Here is a 19,954-nt window from a genome sequence, read left to right as displayed (position 1 = left end):
GGTTCCCCTCGCCCCTCTATTCGCGGCGCCACTCGACGCGGCGATTGAGCGCGTCGATATCGTCTTCGGTGAGGTTGGCCGTGGCGGTGACATCCACAGGTTCGGAGGAGCCGCGGCCTTCCGCGTCGATCTCCGCGTCGATGCCGTTGTTCTTCAGGAAATCGGCGACGGCCTTGGCGCGCCGCTCGGAAAGCTTCTGATTATAGTCGTCGCCGCCTTTCCGATCGGTATGGCCGATCAGGATGATGCGGCCGGGCTTCTGCTCCTTCAGCGCTTCCAGCAATTCCTGGGCGGCCTCGGTGCCGATCGAAGTGAAGCTCGATTTGTCGAAATCGAAGGTGATCGGCACCGGGATCGAGACGGGCACGATGCCGCGCACATTTTCCGAATAGATGCCGCCGAGCACGCCGCTGCGGTGATCCTTCTCCACCGGCACGAAGCTGCCTTGCGGATTGTCGCTGGTGGGGTTGGCGGCAAGGATGCGGGCCTGGGCCGCGCGCTGGATGAGATCGGAGATCGTATCGGCCGGCGGCGCCTTCGGCGTGCGGGTCTCGTTCTTGATGATTTCGATCGCCTGCTGGTAATCGGCGGCGGCATCGGCAAAGCGGCGGGCGGAGAAATAGATCTCGCCGAGTGTCGCGGAGGCCTGCCAGAGCACCTGCGGACTGTCGGCGGCGACGAGCAGCGGCTCGTACTCGGCGACCGGCTTGTCAGCCGCCATCATCTCCTGGGCGGCGGCGAGCCTGAGGGCTGCGACGCGGCGCTGGGCGTTGATCTGGAACTGGCCACATTCGGCGCTGACGGCGATCGCATCGGCTTGTGTGGCGGCAGCCGTGATGTCCTTGCCGGCCACCGCCGCGTTCAGCTTGTCGAGCAGGGCGTTGCAGGCCGGCGTATCGGCATTGGCCACCTCGATCTCTTCGCCGACCTGGCCAGGTTCGGCCGAACGGCCGAAGTTCAGCGGCGGCATCTTGATGCTGAAACCGCCGGGAAGCTTGAATTGCGGCATCTTGACCTGCGGCATCGGCAGTTTTGGCATCTTGGTCTGAGAAGACTGGGCCGGGTGCTTATACGGCGTCGGCTGATTATATTGACTCGGCCGGGTGGACGCGGTGGTGTCGGCTGGGCCAATCAGCTCCAGTTCATCGGCGGCAAGCTCTTGGCCGGGCGCCAGATTGGTGACGATCTTGTATTTCTTCGGTGGCTGCTTCGCGGCCTGTTCGGCCGGTTTCGGCGCCGGCTTTTTCGGCTTTTCGATCGCCGGTTCCGGCTTCTTGGCGACATCCGGTTTGACGACGGGCTTCGGTTTCGGGGCGGCCTGCGGTTTCGGCGGTGCAACGGGCGGCTTTGCAGCCTGTTCGACCGGTGCGGGTTTTGCGGCGGCGACTGGCGGAACGGCGGAGGGCGGCAGGGCCGCCATGCTGTCGACCGTCGTCAGCGTCAACGTCTTGCTGCTGATCTTGGTGCCGAGGCTGCGGGCTTCCTCAAGGCTGCGGGAAACGGCCTCCATGCCGCCGTCGATCGAGCGGAACATGCCGCTGCCGCTGCCGCCGAGATCGGCGAAGATGGTGAGCGGCTTGGAGGAATAGAAGACCTTGATCTGCTCCTGCCCGACCGGGCCCGAAACCTGCAGCCTGGCGCCGCTTGCGGGATCCGGCACCTGCACGCGCTTGCCGGCGGCAACGAGGGCATCGGTCTGGTATTTGTTGGGAAAGAGCTTGGTGACGGAGCCGTTCGGAGAGACGTTCAGCACCGTGACGTAAGCGTTCTCGCTCGACTGGATGAAGAGGCCGACGACTTCGCCAATGGCATATTTCGGCTCGGCGCGATCGAAGGTAATGCTCACAGGCCCGCTCTGCGCCGGCGCTTCCGTCAGCGTGCGTTCGTTCTGAGCCCCGACCTCGAGGATCGGCGAAAAAAGCGAAAGACATGTGGCTGCGGCTAGGATGGCTTTGCGGCTGAGCATCGGAACCTCCCCCTTCGAACAATCTCACACTGTGCTGAAGATGAGAATAGCACTGACCGGTGAAATTGGGATGGCTTCGCCTGTCTTGCTTGAGGGAGGGTTACAAATTATTTGGAAGCTGAAAGCTTCTGCGAAGGCAAAGATGCGAGCAAGACTCACGCGGCAGTATCCGTCGTCGGTTTATAGTCCGCTTCGACTAGAGGAATGCTCTAATTCTTCGGCTTCTGGCCGGCGGATTTCAAAATCGAGATCAGGTCGCTCATTCCCTCCGGCGAGGAATTGTAGAGCCAGAGAATATCCGGATTGTCTGATGTGAATTCCTTGCCGGAGCCCGAGCCGATGTCGCGGCCGGGCGAGGTTGTCTGCGGCAGCTTGCCTTGGCCGGGCGTCAGCCCCTCGGCGCGCTCATGTTCGGCGATGATCGCAACGGCAGCGGCAAAGGCCTTTTCGTCATGCCGACGAAGTGCGGCAAGGGTGGGGTTTCGCGCGGCCAGCGCATCCTCAACCGGCCCGGCATGCCCTAGCCCGGGCATCTCAAGCGCCAGCAGCAGGCCGATCGACAAGGTCAGGAGCCGGGATTTCATCATCGTCGTCACATCCGTCCAAAGGGGGCGCCATCGCGCGACAAATGCGACAATAGGGAGAGGTCGGATAGAAGGCAACGGCGCCCGGCGCCAATCGATTGGGAGGGTTGAAATCGGCTGGAGAGAGATGTCAGAGTATCTTCAGCTGCTGCAGGCCGAGGCGGAGATTGCGCAGCATTTCGCCGAAAATTTCTTCGATCCTGCCGGTCGACCAGACTACCATGGTGCCGTAGGGCGAGCGCTTGCGCTGCATGAAGCCGGCCGTCTCGAAATCGATCAGCGTCTTGCGGCAGGTCTCGCTCGACATGACCGCGACCAGGAAGCGGGCAAGATTGGACTGGTCGATCGCCCCTGCCTTCTCAGCCCAGTTCTGGATCAGCCGCGGCTTGGTATCGGCGGTGAACATCGACGCCAGCGCCCGTTCCTGCGAAAGCCCGAGGCGCTGCAGCTTGGCCGGGTCGCGGGTGAGCGAAACGACGTAATCATTGTGCAGATCAGCGAAGCGCTCGATATCCTCGGCGGTATTGATGCCGAAGACTTTCATCGAATACAGAAACTCTGCCATCAGATAGGTCGGCTCGGAGCGCAGCTGCGCCAGATGTTTTTCATCCTTGCTGGCCGAGGCGGCGCAGACACGATCGGAGAAACCGATCCTTGCCGCGCGCACCTGCTCCAGCAGGCTGACGTCGAGCGCCAGTTCGTCACCGTTCCAGTCCAGCATCAGCTTACCTGCCCAGTAAAACTTCGAGAGGATGAACTTGTACTATCGCGGTCGCCGATCTCCAAATCGTTTGGAAGGCGACACCTTGCTGACGAGCCCCTTCTACCCTAACATTTTAAGGACTTGACGGTCTTTTGGGGGTCGAGGCAATGCGTAGTCTTCAGTCGCATATTCTGGTGGCGGCGGCGATTGCGTTCGCCTGGCCGGTCCTCGCCAAAGACACGACGATCATTGAGCTGCCGAGCGGCGACGGCGCCCGGTCGGTCGGCATCATTTCCGCCAATGAGGAGGTCGAAGCATCGGGACCGGCGGCGATCACCGTCGGCGACGACGGCACTATCTACATCCTCGATCAGAATAATGGCCGCGTGCTCGCCGTTGACGGCGAACGCTCCCAGGCCCAACCCGAGGTCCTGCCGCTGCCGGAAAATGCGGCGCCTGAGGATCTCGCCGTCGTCCACAACGAGCTCTACCTCTGGTCGGACGGGGTCGTGCCGCTCGAGCGCTCCACCGGCGCCGACGGGCGGTCACAGACATTGCGCGCGGTCGACGGCGGTGAAGCCGACGATTATACCCGCTCGGTCTTCGCCTCAATGGGGTCGGTTCCGCCGGGACCGCTGAACAGCATCATCGACGAGATCGGCCGCAGCACCAGCCGGCCGAAAACCCGCCCGCCGGTCATTCAATATGTCCCGAGCCGCGGGCTCGGCGATATCGTTGCGCAAGTCTCGGCGGCGGACGAGAAGGCGGAAATCCTGCTGCGGCGGGCGAGCTCGGAGGAGAATTTCCTCTCTCTCCAACTTCCCTCGGAAGGGCGGATCGGCACCGTGGAACTTCTCGACATCGACACGACGGGCAGGCCCTTCGCGCTGGTCGAACTCGTGCCTGCCGACCGGCCGGAACGGACGGGCATGCTGGTGGTGCGCTTTACGCCGAACGGCGTGATGGAACGGGTCTTCGATCTGCCGATCGAGGGCGACACGGTATTCGCGCGGCGCTTCGTGGCGATCGGCCCGCGCGGCGATGTCCTTTTCCTCCGCTCTCGGGAAAGCCGGGCGCAGGTGCTGAAACTCGACGGGCGCGAGCCGGGCCGCAAGCTCGCCGTCGCTCGGCCGCCAAAAGCAGCGATTGCGCCCAAACCCGGAAAGACGCCGAAGGTGGCAATCCTGCCGAAATCGCGGGGTGACGTCATCGAACGGGCAATCGGCTTCGAGACGCTGAACTGGCTGGTCACGCCGGCAGCCTATGGCGGGGAGCCCGGGCCGGGTTGCGCCAACATGAACCGACTGCGCAGGCCGATCTACCTGATCGGCAAACGCGGTCAGACCGTGAAGGGCGTGCCCTATTGCTGGGGCTGCAAGACGCCGCTCGAGGATTTCGCCAATGGGGTCATGAACGGCCGGACGGCCGGCAACGTCTGCACCAAGAGCGCGCCGCAATCCAATATTCTCGGCGTCGACTGCTCGGGTTTCGTCAGCGATGCCTGGGGTCTGAAGATGCATGTGTCGACACGCGCGATCCCGAGCATCACCAAGCGGCTTGCCGACCCCTGGTCGCTGCAGCCGGGCGACGCGCTGAACCGGCCCGGCTCGCATGTCATGCTGTTCATGCGCTTCACCGACGACCGGAAAGTGGAGGTGATGGAGGCATCGCCGAACGCCTGCAAGGGCCGCGTCTGCCGCAATACCTATTCGCTCGGCAGCCTGCTGCTGCGCGGCTACCAGCCGGTGCGCTTCAAGGGGCTGGATGGCTAAGGCTGGGCGGATGGATTCAGGGGGCCGAAAGGCGCAACAAGCCTGGCACCCGGCACAGGGCATTCCGAGCACATTGTCAACCGAACATTTTACAAGGCAAGGTCCGGAAGTCTGATCAAAGGCTGCGTCTTTGCGGCGTCGGCCGAAAGTGCGCCGACTGCAGCGGCTACTCCCGGTGAAACAAGCGAAAGCTCATCCGGGATCGATATCATTTTGATATCGAGCTGGTCGTAGTCGACGGTGTAATATCCGGTTGCACCTCGAGACACGACGTCCGGCCTGATCAGCAAAAGATCCTGCGCCATCGTGCCGACAAGGAGCGGTCCGCCCCAGATGTAGCGGAATGCATAGATCGGGATGCCGGCAGGAGATGTGCCGAGGCGACGAATATCCGTCTTCAGCCGGCGGTCTGAGTCCCACCCGGTACCGCCGCCGCCAGGATCGCTGCCGCCGGAGTCGCTGCCCCCGGAGTCATTGCCGCCGCCCATCCCGGAAGAGCTGTCCGAACCGGAACCCCTTTCCGAACGAGCAAAAGCCGGTTCCCGGTCATCACTCGTGGCGACGGCCCTTTTGACGGTTGGCGCCTTTTTGCGTGCCGGCTGCGCCGGCTCTTGAGTGGCGAAGAGCGTCTTGCCTCCCGGGTCAAAGATGCAGCCTTGCAACATGACGCCGGAGCCTGCGATGAAGGTCGAGCAGAGGAGTACACGGATGAAGACTTTGCTGGTCATGTCAGGCCCCCGGGTCACCGTTTAAAAAAGATCATATCGCGGATTTCGCTTTGCCCAGGTCGCTTTCGCAAGAAGCGTCAGCCTCTCGTTGATTGACTTCGTCTTCGGCAGAGCCTTCAGTTCCTGAGGAGTCAATTCCGCCGAAAACGCCTCTGCAGCCTTCTTTTTGGCGGAGTCAGCCAAGGATGCGAGCTCCTTGTCGGACTGCTTTTTAGGATCGCCGGTGCCGGGGCTGTTGAGCGCGCTTGCAAGAGCGAAATAGCGAGCGGCGGTCACAAGGCTTTCCGCATCCGAACCGTCAGCCTTGGCCATCTTGGCCCGCTCGAACGCGCTCCAATAATCGCCGCGCTCCGCGCCCATTTCCAGCCATGAAACGGCTGCAGCCTCGTCCTTAGGCACCCCTAAGCCGTCTCTATACATGAGGCCGATGTTCCGCGGGGCATAAGGCTGGCCGCCGTCCGCTGCCTTTTTGAAAAGCTCCAGCGCCTTCTCCAGGTTCTGCGGCACGCCTTTGCCTGCGCGATAAATCATCCCGAGGCTGTTCATCGAATATATGTCGTCTCTCTTGAGACCCGACTCGTAAAAGCGAATGCCGCGTTCCATGTCGGATGGGACGTTGACGCCGTTCGAGAAAATGTAGCCGAGTTCGTTCATGGCGTAAGTGTGGCCGAGGTCGGCTGCCTGGAGCATAAGCTTCAGGCCTTCCTCGGTGTCGGCTTTCACACCGCGGCCATAATAGAGGCTTTTGCCATAGGCATAGAGCGCGTAGGGATCCCCCTTCTTCGCGCCGATGGCGGCTATCTCGCTTGATTTGCCGGGATTTGCCGGCACAGACGCTCCGACGAGATAGAGCGAGGCGAGTTCGGAAATCGCCCTGACATGCCCGGCATCCATCGCCTTCTTGATCGTCGCAAAAGCCGCCTTCGTCTCGCGGTTGGCAAGCTGTGCGCGGCCGAGCTGATAGACGAAGCGGGCGACCTCGGGATAGGTCTTCATTGCCTCGCTGCACGCAGGCAGCGCGATGGCGGGATCGATTTCGTTCGGCAGCTTGCCCGCGGTCACTCCCTGCAGGTCGAGGGGGGCGGCGGCTGCGGTATCACAGTCATCAAGCGTCGGTTTGAAGGTAACGGTGGCAGGCGGCAAATCGTCGTTGGCGGCTTGCAGTGTCAGCGCGAAAGGCTGGTTTTCAGTGCCGATCTGCGGCTCGTAGGAAAGTGCCGCAATATCCTTTGCTTCAAGCACGTGGCTGGGCCCGATCACCCGGTCTCCGGCACGCAGCGTGCCCTTGTCGGGCAGGGCAGCGACCTTGAAGGTCATTTCCGCAGCCGATGCGGGTACTTCAGGCAGGCCGGCTTCGACGGGACCGACGCCGATCGTTGTCTCGACGTCACGCGGCAGCGCTTTCAGATAGGCGCCGGCATCGGCAAGCCGCGCCTGCTTTTCCTGTTCGAGCTGGGCGAGCTTGGCGCCGGCATCCGCCGAGACAGTGATGGCGACTACGCCTTGCGTCGCCTGGCCATAGGGATCGCTGACGGTATAGCCGATCAGGCCTACGGTCCCGGCGGCAACGCCGGTCGAGTCGTAAGAGAGCGCGGTCAGCGCCGCGGCAGGCATCTTGGCGCCCTGCTCCACCGGCTTGCCTTCGAAGCTCAGTCGGCCTGTCTGCGGAAGCTGGTTCAGGGTCACCAGCAGCGCCGAGCCGGTTTCGTCATGCGGCGGCGCGATCGGCAGCTTGGTCGCGGCCACACCCTCCGGCACGCTCACCTGCTGCATCGGCTCGACGCTCGGCGGCGGCGGCGCCGGAATGAAATAGAAGCTGTCCATCAGCGAGGAGTTTTCCCACGGCACCTGCTTGCCCTTGGTCATGGCGATGACGTCGCGACGCACATCGGTCAGCACCTGGCGGATTTCTTTGTTGGGCTCGCTGGCGCGCTTGATGAAGGATTCGGAATAGGGGCTCAGCGCCCCCTCGCCATCGAGCGCCACCTGGCCGGGTTCCGTGGAAAAGGCGATCAGGCTGCCAAGGTCGCTGTCGATGCGGGCAAGACCTCGCGTGGCGCCGACCGGTTCCAACTTTTGCGCCATCCAGAATTTCTGCGCATTGAATGGATTGTTGCGGCAGGCATCGAGGAAGATCAGCTGCACGCGCGAATTCTGCTTGAGGTGGTTGAGGATGAGGTCGAGCGGCATGGTCTGCGTCTCGACGTCATAGGGAGTCTCCAGCGTGGCATCGACCGGCACGATGAAATTCTGTCCGCCGACCTGGATGCCGTGGCCGGAATAATAAATGAGACCGGCCTCCGCATTATTGGCCGAGCGGAGGAAGCTGCGCACCGTGTCCTCAAGCCCGATCCGGTCCACATTGATGCCGATCGTGATGTCGAAACCTGCCTTGCGCAGCGTGTTCGCGACTTCCTGGACATCGTTTGCAGGGTTAGGCAATGAGGGTAGCGTCTTATAAACGGAATTTCCGACGATCAATGCAACCCGCCGGCCATCCTGTTCATCGGGTGCCGCGGCAGCGGGTCGTCCGAGCCCGAGAAAGACCAATGCTGTCAGGAAGATCAGCAGTATAGCCGCAAGGCTGTTCTTTCCGTGAAACTCGGGCATAGCTCCACCGCAGATAATACTGGTTGGATGATTTATTGACCGGCAAAATAAAAATATTCCCGCCACTGTAAAAAAGCAAGTTTGTTAGCTTTCAAAGCAATTGGAGGGCTCCCAAGAAATATGGGTGATTTAGTAGTACATCTCCCGCGCCTGAACGCTCCGATGCTCTTCGTGTGAATGCAGGATATTCCTCTGTCCGCCGCGAGATCGCCGGCGTGTCGCTCCTGCATTGGGAAATCATTGGTCCGATAAGGATCCGGCGCGAGGTAGCGGGGCCAGCCTTTTCGGCTCAGACCGCATCCCGCACCCGCAGCCAGGCATTATGCAAGTGCTTGCCGATGATCTCGACGAGCCTTTCTACGTCGCGCTTTTCCAGTGCTGCTACGATGTCCTCGTGCTCGGCCATGGCCGCGGCCCACCGCTCCGGCCCCTCGTGGCCGATGAAGCGGATGCGTTTCAGCCGCGCCTGCAGAGTGGCATGGAAAGCCGAGAGGTGGGGATTATCGGCAAGCGCCACAAGCGAGCTATGTATCTGCTGGTTGAGCTTATAGTATTCCATCCTCTCACCGGCTTCGTAATGGGCCCTCATCCGGTCATGAAGCTCGCGCACACGCCTGATATCCTCGTCGCTTGCCACCTCGCAGGCGAGACGCGCAGCCAGTTCCTCCATCGACCTGATCAGCACCAGCATGTCGTGCACATCCTTGCGGGTGAACTGCCGGACCACCGCACCACGACCCGGAGCGAGTTCCACCAGCCCTTCACTGGCCAGCGATTTTAATGCTTCGCGCAAAGGCGTGCGTGACACGCCCAGCGATTCGCCGAGCGGGATTTCGTAAAGGCGCTCCCCCGGCTGCAATTCTCCCTCGATGATCATGTCGCGCAGCCGGCTGACGATCTCCTGATGGAGCGACTGCCGTTCGATAATACCGCGTCCTGCTGCTCTTTCGGCCGTGCCGTCCAAGGTGTGATCCTCAATCCAGTGTTGCTTCGTCCACATCACCTTATGCCATCAGAAGGGGTCTTCACAATGTACGAATAATTATGTATACAGAATACAGAATGCGATTTGCGCGTAATCGGGGTGGAGGCAAGCATAGTGGACGCACTGAACATTGAAGCTCGGGCAGCGGGGCGGCGTCCGACATTGGCATTGGCGATGGGAGACCCGGCGGGAATCAGCCCCGAGTTGACGGCCCGCCTGCTGGCGCTTCCTGAGCTGCGCGATGTCTGCCGCTTCATCGCGATCGGCGACGAGCGCGTCCTGAGAAAGGGCGCCGATATCGCCGGTGTCGCTCTCGATCTCCAGCTCGCATGCCGTCACGACATTCCCGACCTGCCGGCAAGCGGCCATGTTTTCATCGACCTTGGGCATCTCGACCCAGCAGACGTAACCGTCTCCGAAGCCACGCTTATCGGCGGTCAATTCGCGGTCGAAAACTTCCGTTTCGCCCTGCAACTTGCCCATCAAGGCCGCTGCGACGGAGTCTGCTTCACGCCCTTCAACAAGAAGGCGATGCGTTACGCCTATCCGGGATACGATGACGAGATCCGCTTCGTTTCGGATGTCCTCAGCTATCCCGGCAAGATGCGGGAGTTCAACGTGCTGGAGCGCATCTGGAACGCCCGCGTTACCTCACATATCCCGCTTTCTGCGGTGGCGTCTCATCTCTCCCGGGAGGCTATCCTGGCCGAATTGAAGCTGACAGGGGAATGCCTGCGGCAGGCCGGCTTCGATCGGCCCCGGATCGCGGTCGCCGGTCTCAATCCGCATGCTGGTGACGGTGGCAGCTTCGGCATGGAGGAAATCGAGATCATCGAGCCGGCGGTGAAGGCCGCCCAGGCGCTCGGTATGGATGTAGACGGTCCCTTCCCGGCAGATACCGTCTTCTTGCGCGGTCTTAAGGAAGGCTTTCACGCGGTCCTCACCATGTATCACGACCAGGGCCAGATCGCGATGAAGATGATGGGCTTTGACAAGGGCGTCACCATGATCGGTGGACTGCCGTTCCCACTCTGCACCCCCGCGCATGGAACCGCTTATGACATCGCGGGTCGCGGCATCGCCGATGTCGGTGCCTCTCGCGAGGCAGTGTTTTTGGCCGCAAGAATGGCTGAGCGGAGACGAGCGCCCGCTGAATAGACGTGATTTCGCAGGCGCTGGAGGGCGCCGACATTACAAGGGAGGAACTGACATGCTGAAATATTTCTCTGCGATGACGCTGGCGGTCGCGGTTGCCACACCGGCACTGGCTTTTGAGCCGAAGAGGCCCGTGGAGTTCGTGGTTACCTCCGGTCCCGGTGGCGGGACGGATACGTTTGCCCGCACGGTTCAGTCTATCATCACGAAACATGAGCTGATCGACACCTCGATTGTCGTGACCAACAAGGGCGGCGGCAGCGGCGCAGAAGGCTTCGTCTACGCTGCTGGTCATAAGGGCGACCCCTACAAGCTGACCTTCGGCACCAACAACGAATATCTGCTGCCGAGTGTGGCAGCCGTTCCCTACAAGCCGGAGGACCTCACTCCGATTGCCGCCATGGCGCTCGACGAGTTCCTGATTTGGGTCAACGGCAAGTCCGAAATTGCCGACGCAGCAAGTTTCGTCGAGGCCGCGAAGGCGAAGCCGGGCTCCATCCAGTTCGGCGGCAGCCAGTCGAAAGACACCGATCAGATCCTGGTCTCCTCGCTTGCCGAAGCAGTTGGCGCGGAGTTCCGCTACATCCCGTTCAAGAGTGGTGGCGAGGCCACGACGCAGCTTGCCGGGGGCCATATCGACGCCAACGTCAACAATCCGAACGAGAATCGTGGACAGTGGCAGGCCGGCATGGTCAAGCCGCTCTGCGTCTTCCGACCGGATCGCTTTCCGCAAAGTGATGCCGTCCATGACGGCAAGGGCTGGCACGACATTCCGACATGCAAGGAAGCCGGCATTCCATTGGAAAACTACCGCATGCCGCGCACCGTCTGGCTGCCGGCCGGCGTCGAGGAAGATGTGGTCGCCTTCTACCGCGATGTTTTGAAAAAGGTCAGCGAGACACCCGAATGGCAGGAATATCTCACCAAGACCTCGCTCACCGGGCAATTCATGGTCGGCGAAGAATTTCAAGGCTACATCGAAAAAGATAAGGCGAGCGTTTCCCAGGTGCTCAAGCGCGAAGGGTGGCTCATCAAGTAACCTACCCAGTTCGAGGAGCTTGCCATGACTGACGACAGCAAAAGGCATCTCAGCCGCCGGACAATGGAGATCGCCACCGCGATCGCCACCGCGGCGGCGGGCGGTGCGGTCTGTTACGGCGCCGCCGAGATCGGCACAGGCTGGACCGAAACCGGTCCGGCACCCGGCTATTTCCCCTTCTATATCGGGCTGCTCATCATCCTGGGCAGCCTGGCTAACCTGGCTCGCGCTATCGTCAGCCGAAACTGGCGCGAAGACGTCTTTCTCGACGTCGAACGCGCAAGGCCGGTTCTCGCCTTCGCCCTGCCCCTCGTCGGCTTCGTCATCGCAGCCCTCTTGCTGGGCCTTTATGTGGCAACGCTGCTGTACGTCTCGGGCGTCATGATCTGGCAGGGGCGATATCGCTGGTGGGCGGCTGTTCTCGGCGGCGCGGCGGTTGCTGCCGCCTTTTATCTGGTCTTCGAAATCGCCTTTCAAGTGCCGTTGCTGAAGGGACCGGTCGAAGGTTGGCTCGGCATCTACTGAGCGGGCTGGCCGCTCACGTGCGGCTCGCCACTATCGTTTGGGAGGAAGTTTCATGGAGAATTTCGGCCATCTGCTCGACGGATTCGCCACGGTCATCAGCGGCCATCATTTCATCATCATGATGGTTGGCGTAATGCTCGGCATCCTCGTTGGCGTCCTGCCCGGCCTCGGAGCTCCCAACGGTGTTTCGCTCCTCCTGCCGCTTACCTTCACCATGGACCCGGTTTCTGCCATCGTTCTCCTTTCCTGCATGTATTGGGGGGCGCTTTTCGGCGGCTCGACAACATCGATCCTGTTCAACATTCCAGGCGAACCCTCCTCGGTCGCCACCACCTTCGACGGCTACCCGATGGCCCGCAGCGGCCAGGCCACGCGCGCACTCACCCTGGCCTTCGTATCCGCCGGCATCGGCGCTATCGCGGGCGTGATCATGATCACCCTACTGTCGGGCTGGGTCGCGCGTTTCGCGCTGCAATTCTCGTCACCGGAATTCTTCGCCGTTTATTTCCTCGCCTTCGCCAGTTTCATCGGCATGGGTGCCAATGCACCAGCCAAGACGCTCGTATCCATGATGCTCGGCTTTGCGCTTGCAACCGTCGGTATGGACACGATTTCCGGCGGGCTGCGCCTTACCTTCGGCGTCCCCGATCTCATCAAGGGCGTGTCCTTTCTGGTGGCAGTAATGGGCCTGTTCGGCATCGGCGAACTCCTCCTCACCACCGAAGAGGGACTCCGCTTCCAAGGCATAAAGGCCCATATCCGCCCTCTCGACGTGTTGCGCACGGTGGCTGAAATTCCCCGGCACGCGGTGGCGATCGGGAGGTCCATCCTGATCGGAATCTGGATGGGGATCACGCCGGCCGGCCCGACTGCAGCATCCTTCATGGCTTATGGCATGACGCGGCGCTTCGTCCGCAATCCCGAGACGCTCGGCAAGGGTGATCCTCGCGGCATCGTCAGTCCCGAAGCTGCCGATCATTCGGCCGGCACCTCGGCTCTGCTTCCGATGCTGGCGCTCGGCGTACCCGGCTCGGCTACCGCGGCAGTGATGATGGGCGGGCTGATGATCTGGGGGCTGACGCCGGGACCGATGCTGTTCATCGACCGACCGGATTTCGTCTGGGGTCTTATCGCCTCAATGTATCTCGGCAATGTCGTTGCCGTCCTGCTCGTACTCAGCACAGTGCCGCTCTATGCCGCCATCCTGCGCGTCCCCTTCGCGATAATCGGTCCCATCATCGTCGCCGTCATCTTCTCCGGCGCCTATCAAATCGCCAATTCCGCCTTCGACATGTGGCTCGTGCTGATCTTCGGCGTCGCAGGCTACGTGTTCAAGAAGCTCGATTATCCGATTGCGCCGCTGGTGCTTGCGATGGTCCTCGGCGACAAGGCCGAGGATGCCTTCCGCCAATCGATGCTGATGTACGACGGCTCCCTCTCGATCTTCTGGTCCAATCCCCTCGTCTTCAGCATCATGGGCCTCGGCATCCTGATGCTCGCATGGCCTCTGATCGGCAAAGCCATGGGCCTGCGCAACCTGATCCGCCGCGGTCGCGAAAACACTTCCAACGCAAGCTGAAAACGAGCTCTTCATGTATCGCCACACCCTCTATCCCGCCGAAGGCAAAGTGTCCGTCTGCCTGGTCGGCACCGGCGCCTTCGGACGCAGTCTGCTCGCGCACCGTGTTCCCCGCCTGGATATCCGGATCGCGGTCGATATCAACGCAAGCCAGGCCGCGGCCGCCCTTATCGCGGCAGGCATTCCGGAGCACAATATTGCGGTGTGCGAGAACGCCGAAACAGCTGAGCGGGCTTTTGCCGCCGCTCAGATCATCGCGGCAGGCGATCTCGCCCATGTCATCGATCGGCCCTTCGATCTTCTGGTGGAGGCGACCGGCAATCCGGAGGCAGGCGCTCGCCACGCCGATATGGCAGTGGCAAACGGCCGCGATGTCGCATTGGTCAGCAAGGAGGTCGACAGCGTGGTTGGCCCCGGCCTCGCGCACCGTGCTGCGGCCCAGGGCTTGGTTGTAACCCCGGTTGACGGCGACCAGCCGAGCCTGCTTATCGATCTGGTGACCTGGGCCGAATTGCTCGGTTTCGAAATCATTGCGGCCGGCAAGGCAAGTGAATACGATTTCGTCTTCGATCCTGCCTCCGAAACTCTGACGAGCAATGGCGAAACCATTTCGGTTTCTGGGTTTTCGGATCTGCTGGATCTCGGCCAGTCGGACGTTGACGCCTTGATCAACGCCCGTGCCGAGGCAGCCGTGCGGCTGCCGCAAAGGGCGGTTCCCGATCTTTGCGAGATGGGCGTGGTCAGCCATTCCATCGACCTCGTGCCCGACCGGCCGGATTTCCATTGCCCGATCGCCCGGATCGTCGAGGTGCCGACAATCTTCTCCAGGCGCCATGAGGGCGGCGTTCTTGCCGGAGATCGTCGGCTCGAGGTTTTCCATTGCCTGCGCTTGGCCGGAGAAGTGAGTTTCGCCGGCGGTGTCTTCATCGTGGTGCGCTGCCGCGACGCCGATAGCTGGGACATGCTGGCCCAGAAGGGCCATATTCTGAGCCGCGACCGGAAGACGGCCATGATCTATCTTCCACGCCATCTTCTGGGTCTCGAGGCGGCGACCAGTATTCTCGACGCAGGCTTGCTGAAACGCTCGAGCGGCGCACCGGATCCAAAGCCCCGTCTTGACCTGATTGCCATCACCGAGCAGGACCTTCCCGCTGGGACTCTGCTTTCGGCGACCGGCCACCATCATGCAATTCAGCATGTCGGATCAGCACTTGTCCCGGCGGCGCCGCTTGCAAACGACGGGCCTGCGCCCTATTACATCGCCGCCAATCGCAGGCTGGTCAGACCAGTGCACCATGGCGAACCCGTCCGGATCGGCGACCTCGAACTCGATCCGAGCTCGCATCTTCTAAGGTTGCGCAGACAGCAGGATGCAATCTTTTTTGGCGGATAAAGGCCGACGGAGGAGCTAGGCGCATATTGGTCCTGCTTCAGCCTCCCAGTTTTCGAAGTGCTGGCGGCGTCGCGGCGCGCTTCCGCCCGTTCTCGATTTCACTTGTCTGCCGGGACGGCGCCAATGTTCCAATCTCGCAGAGCATCGCAAACCTGGGCTCTGGTGGGTGCGCCGATGCGTCCGCCGAACACCTGGCATTTGAGAGCCGCCGCCATTGATGACAATCGCATCGTCTCTTCGATCGGCATGCCTTCCGCGATCGCCAGCGCGAAAGCGCCGTGGAAGATGTCGCCTGCCGCAAGCGTATCGACTGCTCTCACCTTCGGAGCAGCAAGGTGACGGATCTCGCCGTTCGGGTCGTCGAACCATAGGGAGCCGTTTTCGCCAGCCGTAACGCTGATGAAGGCATGTCCGAATTTCCGCTTCAGCAGGCCGACGGTCTCGACGAGATCCGCCGTCCCGGCGAGCCGCTCGGCCGCAGGCTGTGAAAAAACGATGTGGCTGGCCGCCGGCGCCAGCATCTCGATGACGCCCTCGCCCGCAACGTCGCCATCGAGTATGGCCGGTTTGCCAGCCTTGCCAGCTGCAACCAACGCCCCCAGCGCAAGCCTCGGCCATCGGACATCGGCAAGCACAGCATCGAAAGCAGAAATCTGCCGCTCGGTGACCGGCCTGACCGTATGGTGGAGCTGCTCGTCGTAGAAGGGCACGATCAGACGCTCGCCTTCATCATCGATGAGGATCGTCGAGACGGCGGAGCGGGCGCCCTGCACAACCGTCATGCCGCTCGTGTCGATGCCGCTATCGCCGAGATCGGAAATAATGCGCTTGCCCGTGACATCGTCGCCAACCGCGCCCCAGAGAACGGCGCGGCCGCCGAGCCGGGCGACGGCGAACGCTGCGCTCGACGCCATGCCTTCGGCGACCTGCAGCATTTCGTAGGGCAGGATTTTGCCCTGACCGGTCGGCAAAGAACGCACGCGGAACAGTGTATCCAGCACCGCCGCGCCGATGCAGAGCACGCGGCGTGGCGGATCGGGTGCCGGCTCAGGAGTAGGCGCGAAGGCGGAAGAAGCCGTCAAGATTTCTGTCTCACTTGCTTACTTGACGGCCCCCGCCGTCAGGCCGGCCACGATCTGCCTCTGCGCAAACACGGTCAAGATCAACACCGGCAAGGTGACGATCAATGCGGCTGCTGCGAGTGGACCCCAGCTGACCTGCTCGAAGGAGAGCATATTGTAGACGGCGACGGGAAGCGTGCGGGTCTCGCGGCTGGCGAGCACGATGCCGAAGACGAAGTTGTTCCAGGAAAAGATCACCGACAAGATGAAGGCGACGACGATTCCGGGCCTTGCGATCGGCAGGGCGACCAGACGGAAGACCTGCCAGGGCGTGGCGCCGTCGATGCTTGCAGCCTCTTCCAGCTCCATCGGCGTCGTCTCGAAATAGCCGATCATGATCCACACGACGATCGGCACGGTGACAACGAGATGGATGATGATCTGCGGCATCAGCGTGCCGAGCAGGTTCAGCCATTGGAACAGCAGGAACAGCGGAATGAGGAACGACAGGCCCGGCGTCATGCGCGCGATCATGATGACCATCGCCGATTTTTCCGCCTTCAATCGCGCAATGCCATAGCCCGCGGGCACGCCGATCAAGAGCGCCAGGAGCGTGGCCGATCCGGTCACCAGCAGTGAATTCCAGAGGTAGAGGAAGAAGTTGTTCTCCTCGAAGACCTTCAGATAGTTCGTCCAGGCGAAACGCTCCGGGATGAAGATCGGCGGATAGGCGCCGTTGTCGATCTCATATTTCAGCGACAGCGAGATCATCCAGAGGAAGAACAGGACCACCGGCGAGATCATCACCAGTGCGACGAACAGCAGTCCGATGCGGTCGAGCGTCCTGCGCTTCATCAGCGTGCCTCCCCGTCGGACCAGTTCACGCGCTGCCGGATCATCATAAGGACGAAGGAGAGCAGGACGATGAGGATGAAAAAGACGACTGCCATGGCCGAGCCATAGCCGATGTCGTAATAGGCAAAGGCGGTGTTGTAGAGATAGATGTTGATTGTTTCCGAAGCCGTGCCGGGGCCGCCCTGGGTCATGGCATAGATGATGTCGAAGCTCTTCACAGCATCGATGCTGCGGATGATCACCGCGATCATCAGGAACGGCGCGATCATCGGCAGCGTCAGATAGCGGAATTTCTGCCAGACATTGGCGCCGTCGATCTCGGCACTCTCATACGGTTCTCGGGGAACCGCCGCCAGGCCGCCGAGCACGATCAGCATGACAAGCGGCGTCCACTGCCAGCTTTCGACCAAAACCAGCGAGGGGATGACGCTGCGCTGGTTGTAGATCCACTCCTGTGGCCCGATGCCGACGAAGGAGAGGAGATAATTGAGCACGCCTAGCTGAGGATGGTACATCATCGTCCAGACGAGCGCGATGGCGACGGGGGTCGCCATCATCGGCATCACGAATATGCCTCGAATGAGACCGCGCAGCGGAAATCGGGCATCGAAGATCAGTGCGGCGAGTGTCCCCAGAAAAAGGGGAACCACCACGGAGAGCGTCGTATAGAGCACCGTGTGCCACAGAGACTCCCAAAAGCGCATGTCGACGGCGAGTCTGATATAATTGTCGAGCCCCGCGAAGACCTGCGACTGGCCGAGCGTCCAGCTGTTGACGCTCATCCACACGGTGAACACCCATGGAAAGACGATAACGGCTGAGATGACGATGAGCGCCGGGATGACGAAGGGCCAGTAGTTGGGAGCAAACCGATCCGGTTTGCTCCTTCCTTTCGACGTCTTGGCCATAGCGGCCGTTTCGATGCCTGCGGCGGCCATTATCCCTCGCTTTTCGCCAGGACGGGTTCGAACTGTGCAGTTGCAGTCTTCAGTTCGGTTTCAGGATCGGCGCCGCCGATCATGTTGGTGAGACCGACGCCATAGATGTCGCGGAACTCGGTGACCGGAATGATGACCGGCAGCGCGAGCTGCGAGATCTTGCCGGAGCCGGCAACTGCATCCAGCCATTCCCCCGGCATCTTCACGCCTTCGCGGACCTTCGCATCCGCAAGGACGGACTGGCGGAATGGAACGCCGGCGCCGGCCTGCAGCAGGCGCGCGCCCATTTCATGCGAAATCGCCCACTGGCAGAACAGGTAAGCGGCTTCCTTCTTCTGGCTCGCCGCGACGACGCCGAGCCCGTCGCCGAAGGTGCCTGCGGCCTGTGCCTTCGGACCCTTCGGCATAACGCCGTAACCGACCTTGCCGACGACGCGCGACTTTTCCGGATTCTCGATCGGCGGCGCAAAACCGACGCCATCCAGCCACATGCCGATCTTGCCCTGCAGGAAGGCCGACTGCGCCTCGGCCCAGTTGAAGCCGGAGACGCCGGGAGGGGCGGTCTTGGTCATCAGTCTCTGATAAAGCTTGGCCGCATCGATCGCTTCCTGCGACGTCGTGCGCAGCTTGCCGTCAGGGCCGAGCGGGCTCGAGCCATAGCCGAGCAGCAACGTCGTCCAGACCGGCGTGTTGGCGTTCTTCAGACCGCGGGCGACGAAGCCGTAGGTGTTGGTCGAGGGATCTGTCAGCGCCTCCGCCGCAGTTGCCAGTTCTTCGAAGCTCGTAGGGTAAGCAAGCCCTTTGTTCTCGAACAGCGCCTTGTTCCAATAGATGATCCAGTAGTCGACCGAGAAAGGCAGTGAACGCAGAACGCCGTCGGAATCCTTGGCGAAGGCCAGGCCGGCTTCGGCGAAATCGCTTTCCACCAGAGACGGGTCCGTCAGAGAGGCGTCCTTGAGGAAGCCGCCGATATCGGCAAGCCAGCCGCCCTTTTCGAACTGCCGTTTCTGGACGTGGTAACTCATGTGCACGACGTCGAAGCTCGGTTTCCCCGAGCTCAGCTCGATCGTCGTCTTCTGGCGCTGCTGTTGTTCGGGCGTTGCTTCGGCATTGACCTTGATGCCGGTGAGCTCCTCGAATTCAGACAGGTACTTGGTCAGGATTTCGCTGCGCGGGCTCTTGACCAGATTTACCTCAAGCGTGGTGCCGGCAAAGCGTTTCCAGTCGACCGCGGCGGCTGCCGGCCGCATGCCGAGCATGCTGCTGGTCCCAAGAGCGGCTGTGCCGGCCAGAAAGCCGCGCCTGGTCGGGTTGAAGAATGATGGCATGTCGTCCTCCTCCTTATGCCGGCGATCTCCTCATCCCCGGCTGTTCATTCTCGATTATATCCCGAGCGCACGATCCCTTGCATGATTGATGTGTGCGACAAGGCTGTTGACGGCGTCCTCCGCCGAGCGTCGTTCGATCGCCTCGAGCACCTTCAGGTGCTCGCCCATGACGGGCCCTACGTGACCGTCGATGCGGAAGCGGTCCTGGCTGATCAGGCGCATCTTGATCGAGTTCACGCGATAGGCGTTCGAGATGATGGTATTTCCAAGCGCATCGATAAAGGCGTCATGCATGCCCCAGTCGACGGCCTGCGCCCGCAGCTCCAGCTCATGAGATCCGTCGCCGCTGCGAATGGCGTCGGCGATATCCCGATGCTGCTTCAGGAGCTTTGCGATCGTCTCGTCCGACGCGGACCGGGTGAAGAGCGCGACGGCTTCCTTTTCCAGGAATACGCGCAGCTGGAAGGCTTCGCGAATGAGGTTGAGATCAATGTGAGCGATCTGCAAACCGCGCTGCGGCACGGTCTTGATCAGCCCTTCGGCTTCGAGCCGGGGGATGAGCTCGCGGATGGCACCGAGCGGCAGCCCCGTCAGTTCCACGAGGCGGCGTTGCGAAACGAACTGGCCGGGACGCACGTCACGTGCAAGGAGATGGCGCGTGAAGCTCGCATAGGCCTTTTCCCGCAGTGTCGGCTGCTCCTCCGTTCCGTCCATCGCCTCCTCCACAAACATG

At 61.7% G+C, this 19,954-nt stretch carries 17 protein-coding genes; 6 read left to right on the top strand and 11 right to left on the bottom strand.

What is annotated here, in order from left to right; translation table 11 throughout:
- Positions 1–16 precede the first annotated feature (16 nt).
- From FFR93_RS21615 to FFR93_RS21600, 3 genes are all read right to left on the bottom strand, one after another.
- The gene (locus FFR93_RS21615) at positions 17–1,966 is read right to left on the bottom strand and encodes a DUF4384 domain-containing protein (protein ID WP_138394702.1); all 1,950 of its coding nucleotides are present in this window, start codon (positions 1,964–1,966) and stop codon (positions 17–19) included.
- Positions 1,967–2,175: 209 nt separating this feature from the next.
- Positions 2,176–2,553: a hypothetical protein gene (locus FFR93_RS21605; RefSeq protein ID WP_064708328.1), complete on the bottom strand. Its 378-nt coding sequence runs from the start codon at positions 2,551–2,553 to the stop codon at positions 2,176–2,178.
- A gap of 127 nt (positions 2,554–2,680) precedes the next feature.
- Positions 2,681–3,271: a hypothetical protein gene (locus FFR93_RS21600; protein ID WP_064708329.1), complete on the bottom strand. Its 591-nt coding sequence runs from the start codon at positions 3,269–3,271 to the stop codon at positions 2,681–2,683.
- 149 nt (positions 3,272–3,420) lie between these two features.
- Between FFR93_RS21600 and FFR93_RS21595 the strand changes: the two genes are divergently transcribed.
- Complete coding sequence (locus tag FFR93_RS21595) at positions 3,421–5,025, top strand: hypothetical protein (protein WP_138394700.1); 1,605 nt, start codon at positions 3,421–3,423, stop codon at positions 5,023–5,025.
- Positions 5,026–5,114: 89 nt separating this feature from the next.
- Here the strand turns inward: FFR93_RS21595 and FFR93_RS21590 are convergent, their stop codons facing one another.
- The 3 genes from FFR93_RS21590 to FFR93_RS21580 all read right to left on the bottom strand — a co-directional run bounded on the left by FFR93_RS21590 (position 5,115) and on the right by FFR93_RS21580 (position 9,363).
- On the bottom strand, positions 5,115–5,753 hold the full coding sequence (locus FFR93_RS21590) for a tail fiber domain-containing protein (RefSeq protein WP_138394699.1): 639 nt from the start codon (positions 5,751–5,753) through the stop codon (positions 5,115–5,117).
- Positions 5,754–5,774: 21 nt separating this feature from the next.
- Complete coding sequence (locus FFR93_RS21585; RefSeq protein WP_138394698.1) at positions 5,775–8,363, bottom strand: caspase family protein; 2,589 nt, start codon at positions 8,361–8,363, stop codon at positions 5,775–5,777.
- Positions 8,364–8,652: 289 nt separating this feature from the next.
- A complete protein-coding gene (locus FFR93_RS21580) occupies positions 8,653–9,363 on the bottom strand; it encodes a GntR family transcriptional regulator (protein WP_082930564.1) in 711 nt (236 codons plus the stop codon).
- 159 nt (positions 9,364–9,522) lie between these two features.
- On the opposite strand from FFR93_RS21580, the gene FFR93_RS21575 reads away from it, so the two are divergent.
- From FFR93_RS21575 to FFR93_RS21555, 5 genes are read left to right on the top strand one after another with little or no spacing between them, the layout of a single operon-like run.
- A complete protein-coding gene (locus tag FFR93_RS21575) occupies positions 9,523–10,506 on the top strand; it encodes a 4-hydroxythreonine-4-phosphate dehydrogenase PdxA (RefSeq protein ID WP_138394768.1) in 984 nt (327 codons plus the stop codon).
- A gap of 52 nt (positions 10,507–10,558) precedes the next feature.
- Positions 10,559–11,542: a tripartite tricarboxylate transporter substrate binding protein gene (locus FFR93_RS21570; protein WP_138394697.1), complete on the top strand. Its 984-nt coding sequence runs from the start codon at positions 10,559–10,561 to the stop codon at positions 11,540–11,542.
- Between the two features lie 24 nt (positions 11,543–11,566).
- Positions 11,567–12,067 (top strand): tripartite tricarboxylate transporter TctB family protein, encoded by a 501-nt coding sequence (locus FFR93_RS21565; protein WP_138394696.1) that lies wholly within the window; start codon positions 11,567–11,569, stop codon positions 12,065–12,067.
- A gap of 52 nt (positions 12,068–12,119) precedes the next feature.
- The gene (locus FFR93_RS21560) at positions 12,120–13,646 is read left to right on the top strand and encodes a tripartite tricarboxylate transporter permease (protein ID WP_138394695.1); all 1,527 of its coding nucleotides are present in this window, start codon (positions 12,120–12,122) and stop codon (positions 13,644–13,646) included.
- Between the two features lie 13 nt (positions 13,647–13,659).
- Positions 13,660–15,039, top strand: a complete 1,380-nt coding sequence (locus FFR93_RS21555) for a flagellar biosynthesis protein FlgA (RefSeq protein ID WP_138394694.1) — start codon at positions 13,660–13,662, stop codon at positions 15,037–15,039.
- A gap of 98 nt (positions 15,040–15,137) precedes the next feature.
- Here FFR93_RS21555 and FFR93_RS21550 read toward each other — a convergent pair whose 3' ends face one another.
- The 5 genes from FFR93_RS21550 to FFR93_RS21530 are packed head-to-tail and all read right to left on the bottom strand — an operon-like array spanning position 15,138 to position 19,953.
- A complete protein-coding gene (locus tag FFR93_RS21550) occupies positions 15,138–16,121 on the bottom strand; it encodes a sugar kinase (RefSeq protein ID WP_138394693.1) in 984 nt (327 codons plus the stop codon).
- Between the two features lie 18 nt (positions 16,122–16,139).
- Positions 16,140–16,955 (bottom strand): carbohydrate ABC transporter permease, encoded by an 816-nt coding sequence (locus FFR93_RS21545; protein WP_138394692.1) that lies wholly within the window; start codon positions 16,953–16,955, stop codon positions 16,140–16,142.
- Positions 16,955–17,893 (bottom strand): sugar ABC transporter permease, encoded by a 939-nt coding sequence (locus FFR93_RS21540; protein ID WP_138394691.1) that lies wholly within the window; start codon positions 17,891–17,893, stop codon positions 16,955–16,957. The genes FFR93_RS21545 and FFR93_RS21540 overlap by 1 nt, the downstream gene beginning before the upstream one ends.
- Positions 17,893–19,221 (bottom strand): sugar ABC transporter substrate-binding protein, encoded by a 1,329-nt coding sequence (locus FFR93_RS21535; protein ID WP_138394690.1) that lies wholly within the window; start codon positions 19,219–19,221, stop codon positions 17,893–17,895. Before FFR93_RS21535 ends, FFR93_RS21540 begins: the two co-directional genes overlap by 1 nt.
- Positions 19,222–19,275: 54 nt before the next feature.
- Positions 19,276–19,953: a GntR family transcriptional regulator gene (locus FFR93_RS21530; protein ID WP_171049232.1), complete on the bottom strand. Its 678-nt coding sequence runs from the start codon at positions 19,951–19,953 to the stop codon at positions 19,276–19,278.
- Between the last annotated feature and the right edge of the window lies 1 nt (position 19,954).

This window comes from Rhizobium sp. MHM7A, from assembly GCF_005862215.1.
In the GTDB taxonomy this organism is placed as follows: domain Bacteria; phylum Pseudomonadota; class Alphaproteobacteria; order Rhizobiales; family Rhizobiaceae; genus Rhizobium; species Rhizobium bangladeshense.
This window is presented reverse-complemented; position numbering and strand designations above follow the sequence as displayed.

Coding starts and splice junctions, on each gene's coding strand:
- FFR93_RS21615 (WP_138394702.1), bottom strand. CDS start 1,966: ATGCTCAGCCGCAAAGCCATCCTAGCCGCAGCCACATGTCTTTCGCTT.
- FFR93_RS21605 (WP_064708328.1), bottom strand. CDS start 2,553: ATGATGAAATCCCGGCTCCTGACCTTGTCGATCGGCCTGCTGCTGGCG.
- FFR93_RS21600 (WP_064708329.1), bottom strand. CDS start 3,271: ATGCTGGACTGGAACGGTGACGAACTGGCGCTCGACGTCAGCCTGCTG.
- FFR93_RS21595 (WP_138394700.1), top strand. CDS start 3,421: ATGCGTAGTCTTCAGTCGCATATTCTGGTGGCGGCGGCGATTGCGTTC.
- FFR93_RS21590 (WP_138394699.1), bottom strand. CDS start 5,753: ATGACCAGCAAAGTCTTCATCCGTGTACTCCTCTGCTCGACCTTCATC.
- FFR93_RS21585 (WP_138394698.1), bottom strand. CDS start 8,363: ATGCCCGAGTTTCACGGAAAGAACAGCCTTGCGGCTATACTGCTGATC.
- FFR93_RS21580 (WP_082930564.1), bottom strand. CDS start 9,363: ATGTGGACGAAGCAACACTGGATTGAGGATCACACCTTGGACGGCACG.
- FFR93_RS21575 (WP_138394768.1), top strand. CDS start 9,523: ATGGGAGACCCGGCGGGAATCAGCCCCGAGTTGACGGCCCGCCTGCTG.
- FFR93_RS21570 (WP_138394697.1), top strand. CDS start 10,559: ATGCTGAAATATTTCTCTGCGATGACGCTGGCGGTCGCGGTTGCCACA.
- FFR93_RS21565 (WP_138394696.1), top strand. CDS start 11,567: ATGACTGACGACAGCAAAAGGCATCTCAGCCGCCGGACAATGGAGATC.
- FFR93_RS21560 (WP_138394695.1), top strand. CDS start 12,120: ATGGAGAATTTCGGCCATCTGCTCGACGGATTCGCCACGGTCATCAGC.
- FFR93_RS21555 (WP_138394694.1), top strand. CDS start 13,660: ATGTATCGCCACACCCTCTATCCCGCCGAAGGCAAAGTGTCCGTCTGC.
- FFR93_RS21545 (WP_138394692.1), bottom strand. CDS start 16,955: ATGAAGCGCAGGACGCTCGACCGCATCGGACTGCTGTTCGTCGCACTG.
- FFR93_RS21540 (WP_138394691.1), bottom strand. CDS start 17,893: ATGGCCGCCGCAGGCATCGAAACGGCCGCTATGGCCAAGACGTCGAAA.
- FFR93_RS21535 (WP_138394690.1), bottom strand. CDS start 19,221: ATGCCATCATTCTTCAACCCGACCAGGCGCGGCTTTCTGGCCGGCACA.
- FFR93_RS21530 (WP_171049232.1), bottom strand. CDS start 19,953: ATGTTTGTGGAGGAGGCGATGGACGGAACGGAGGAGCAGCCGACACTG.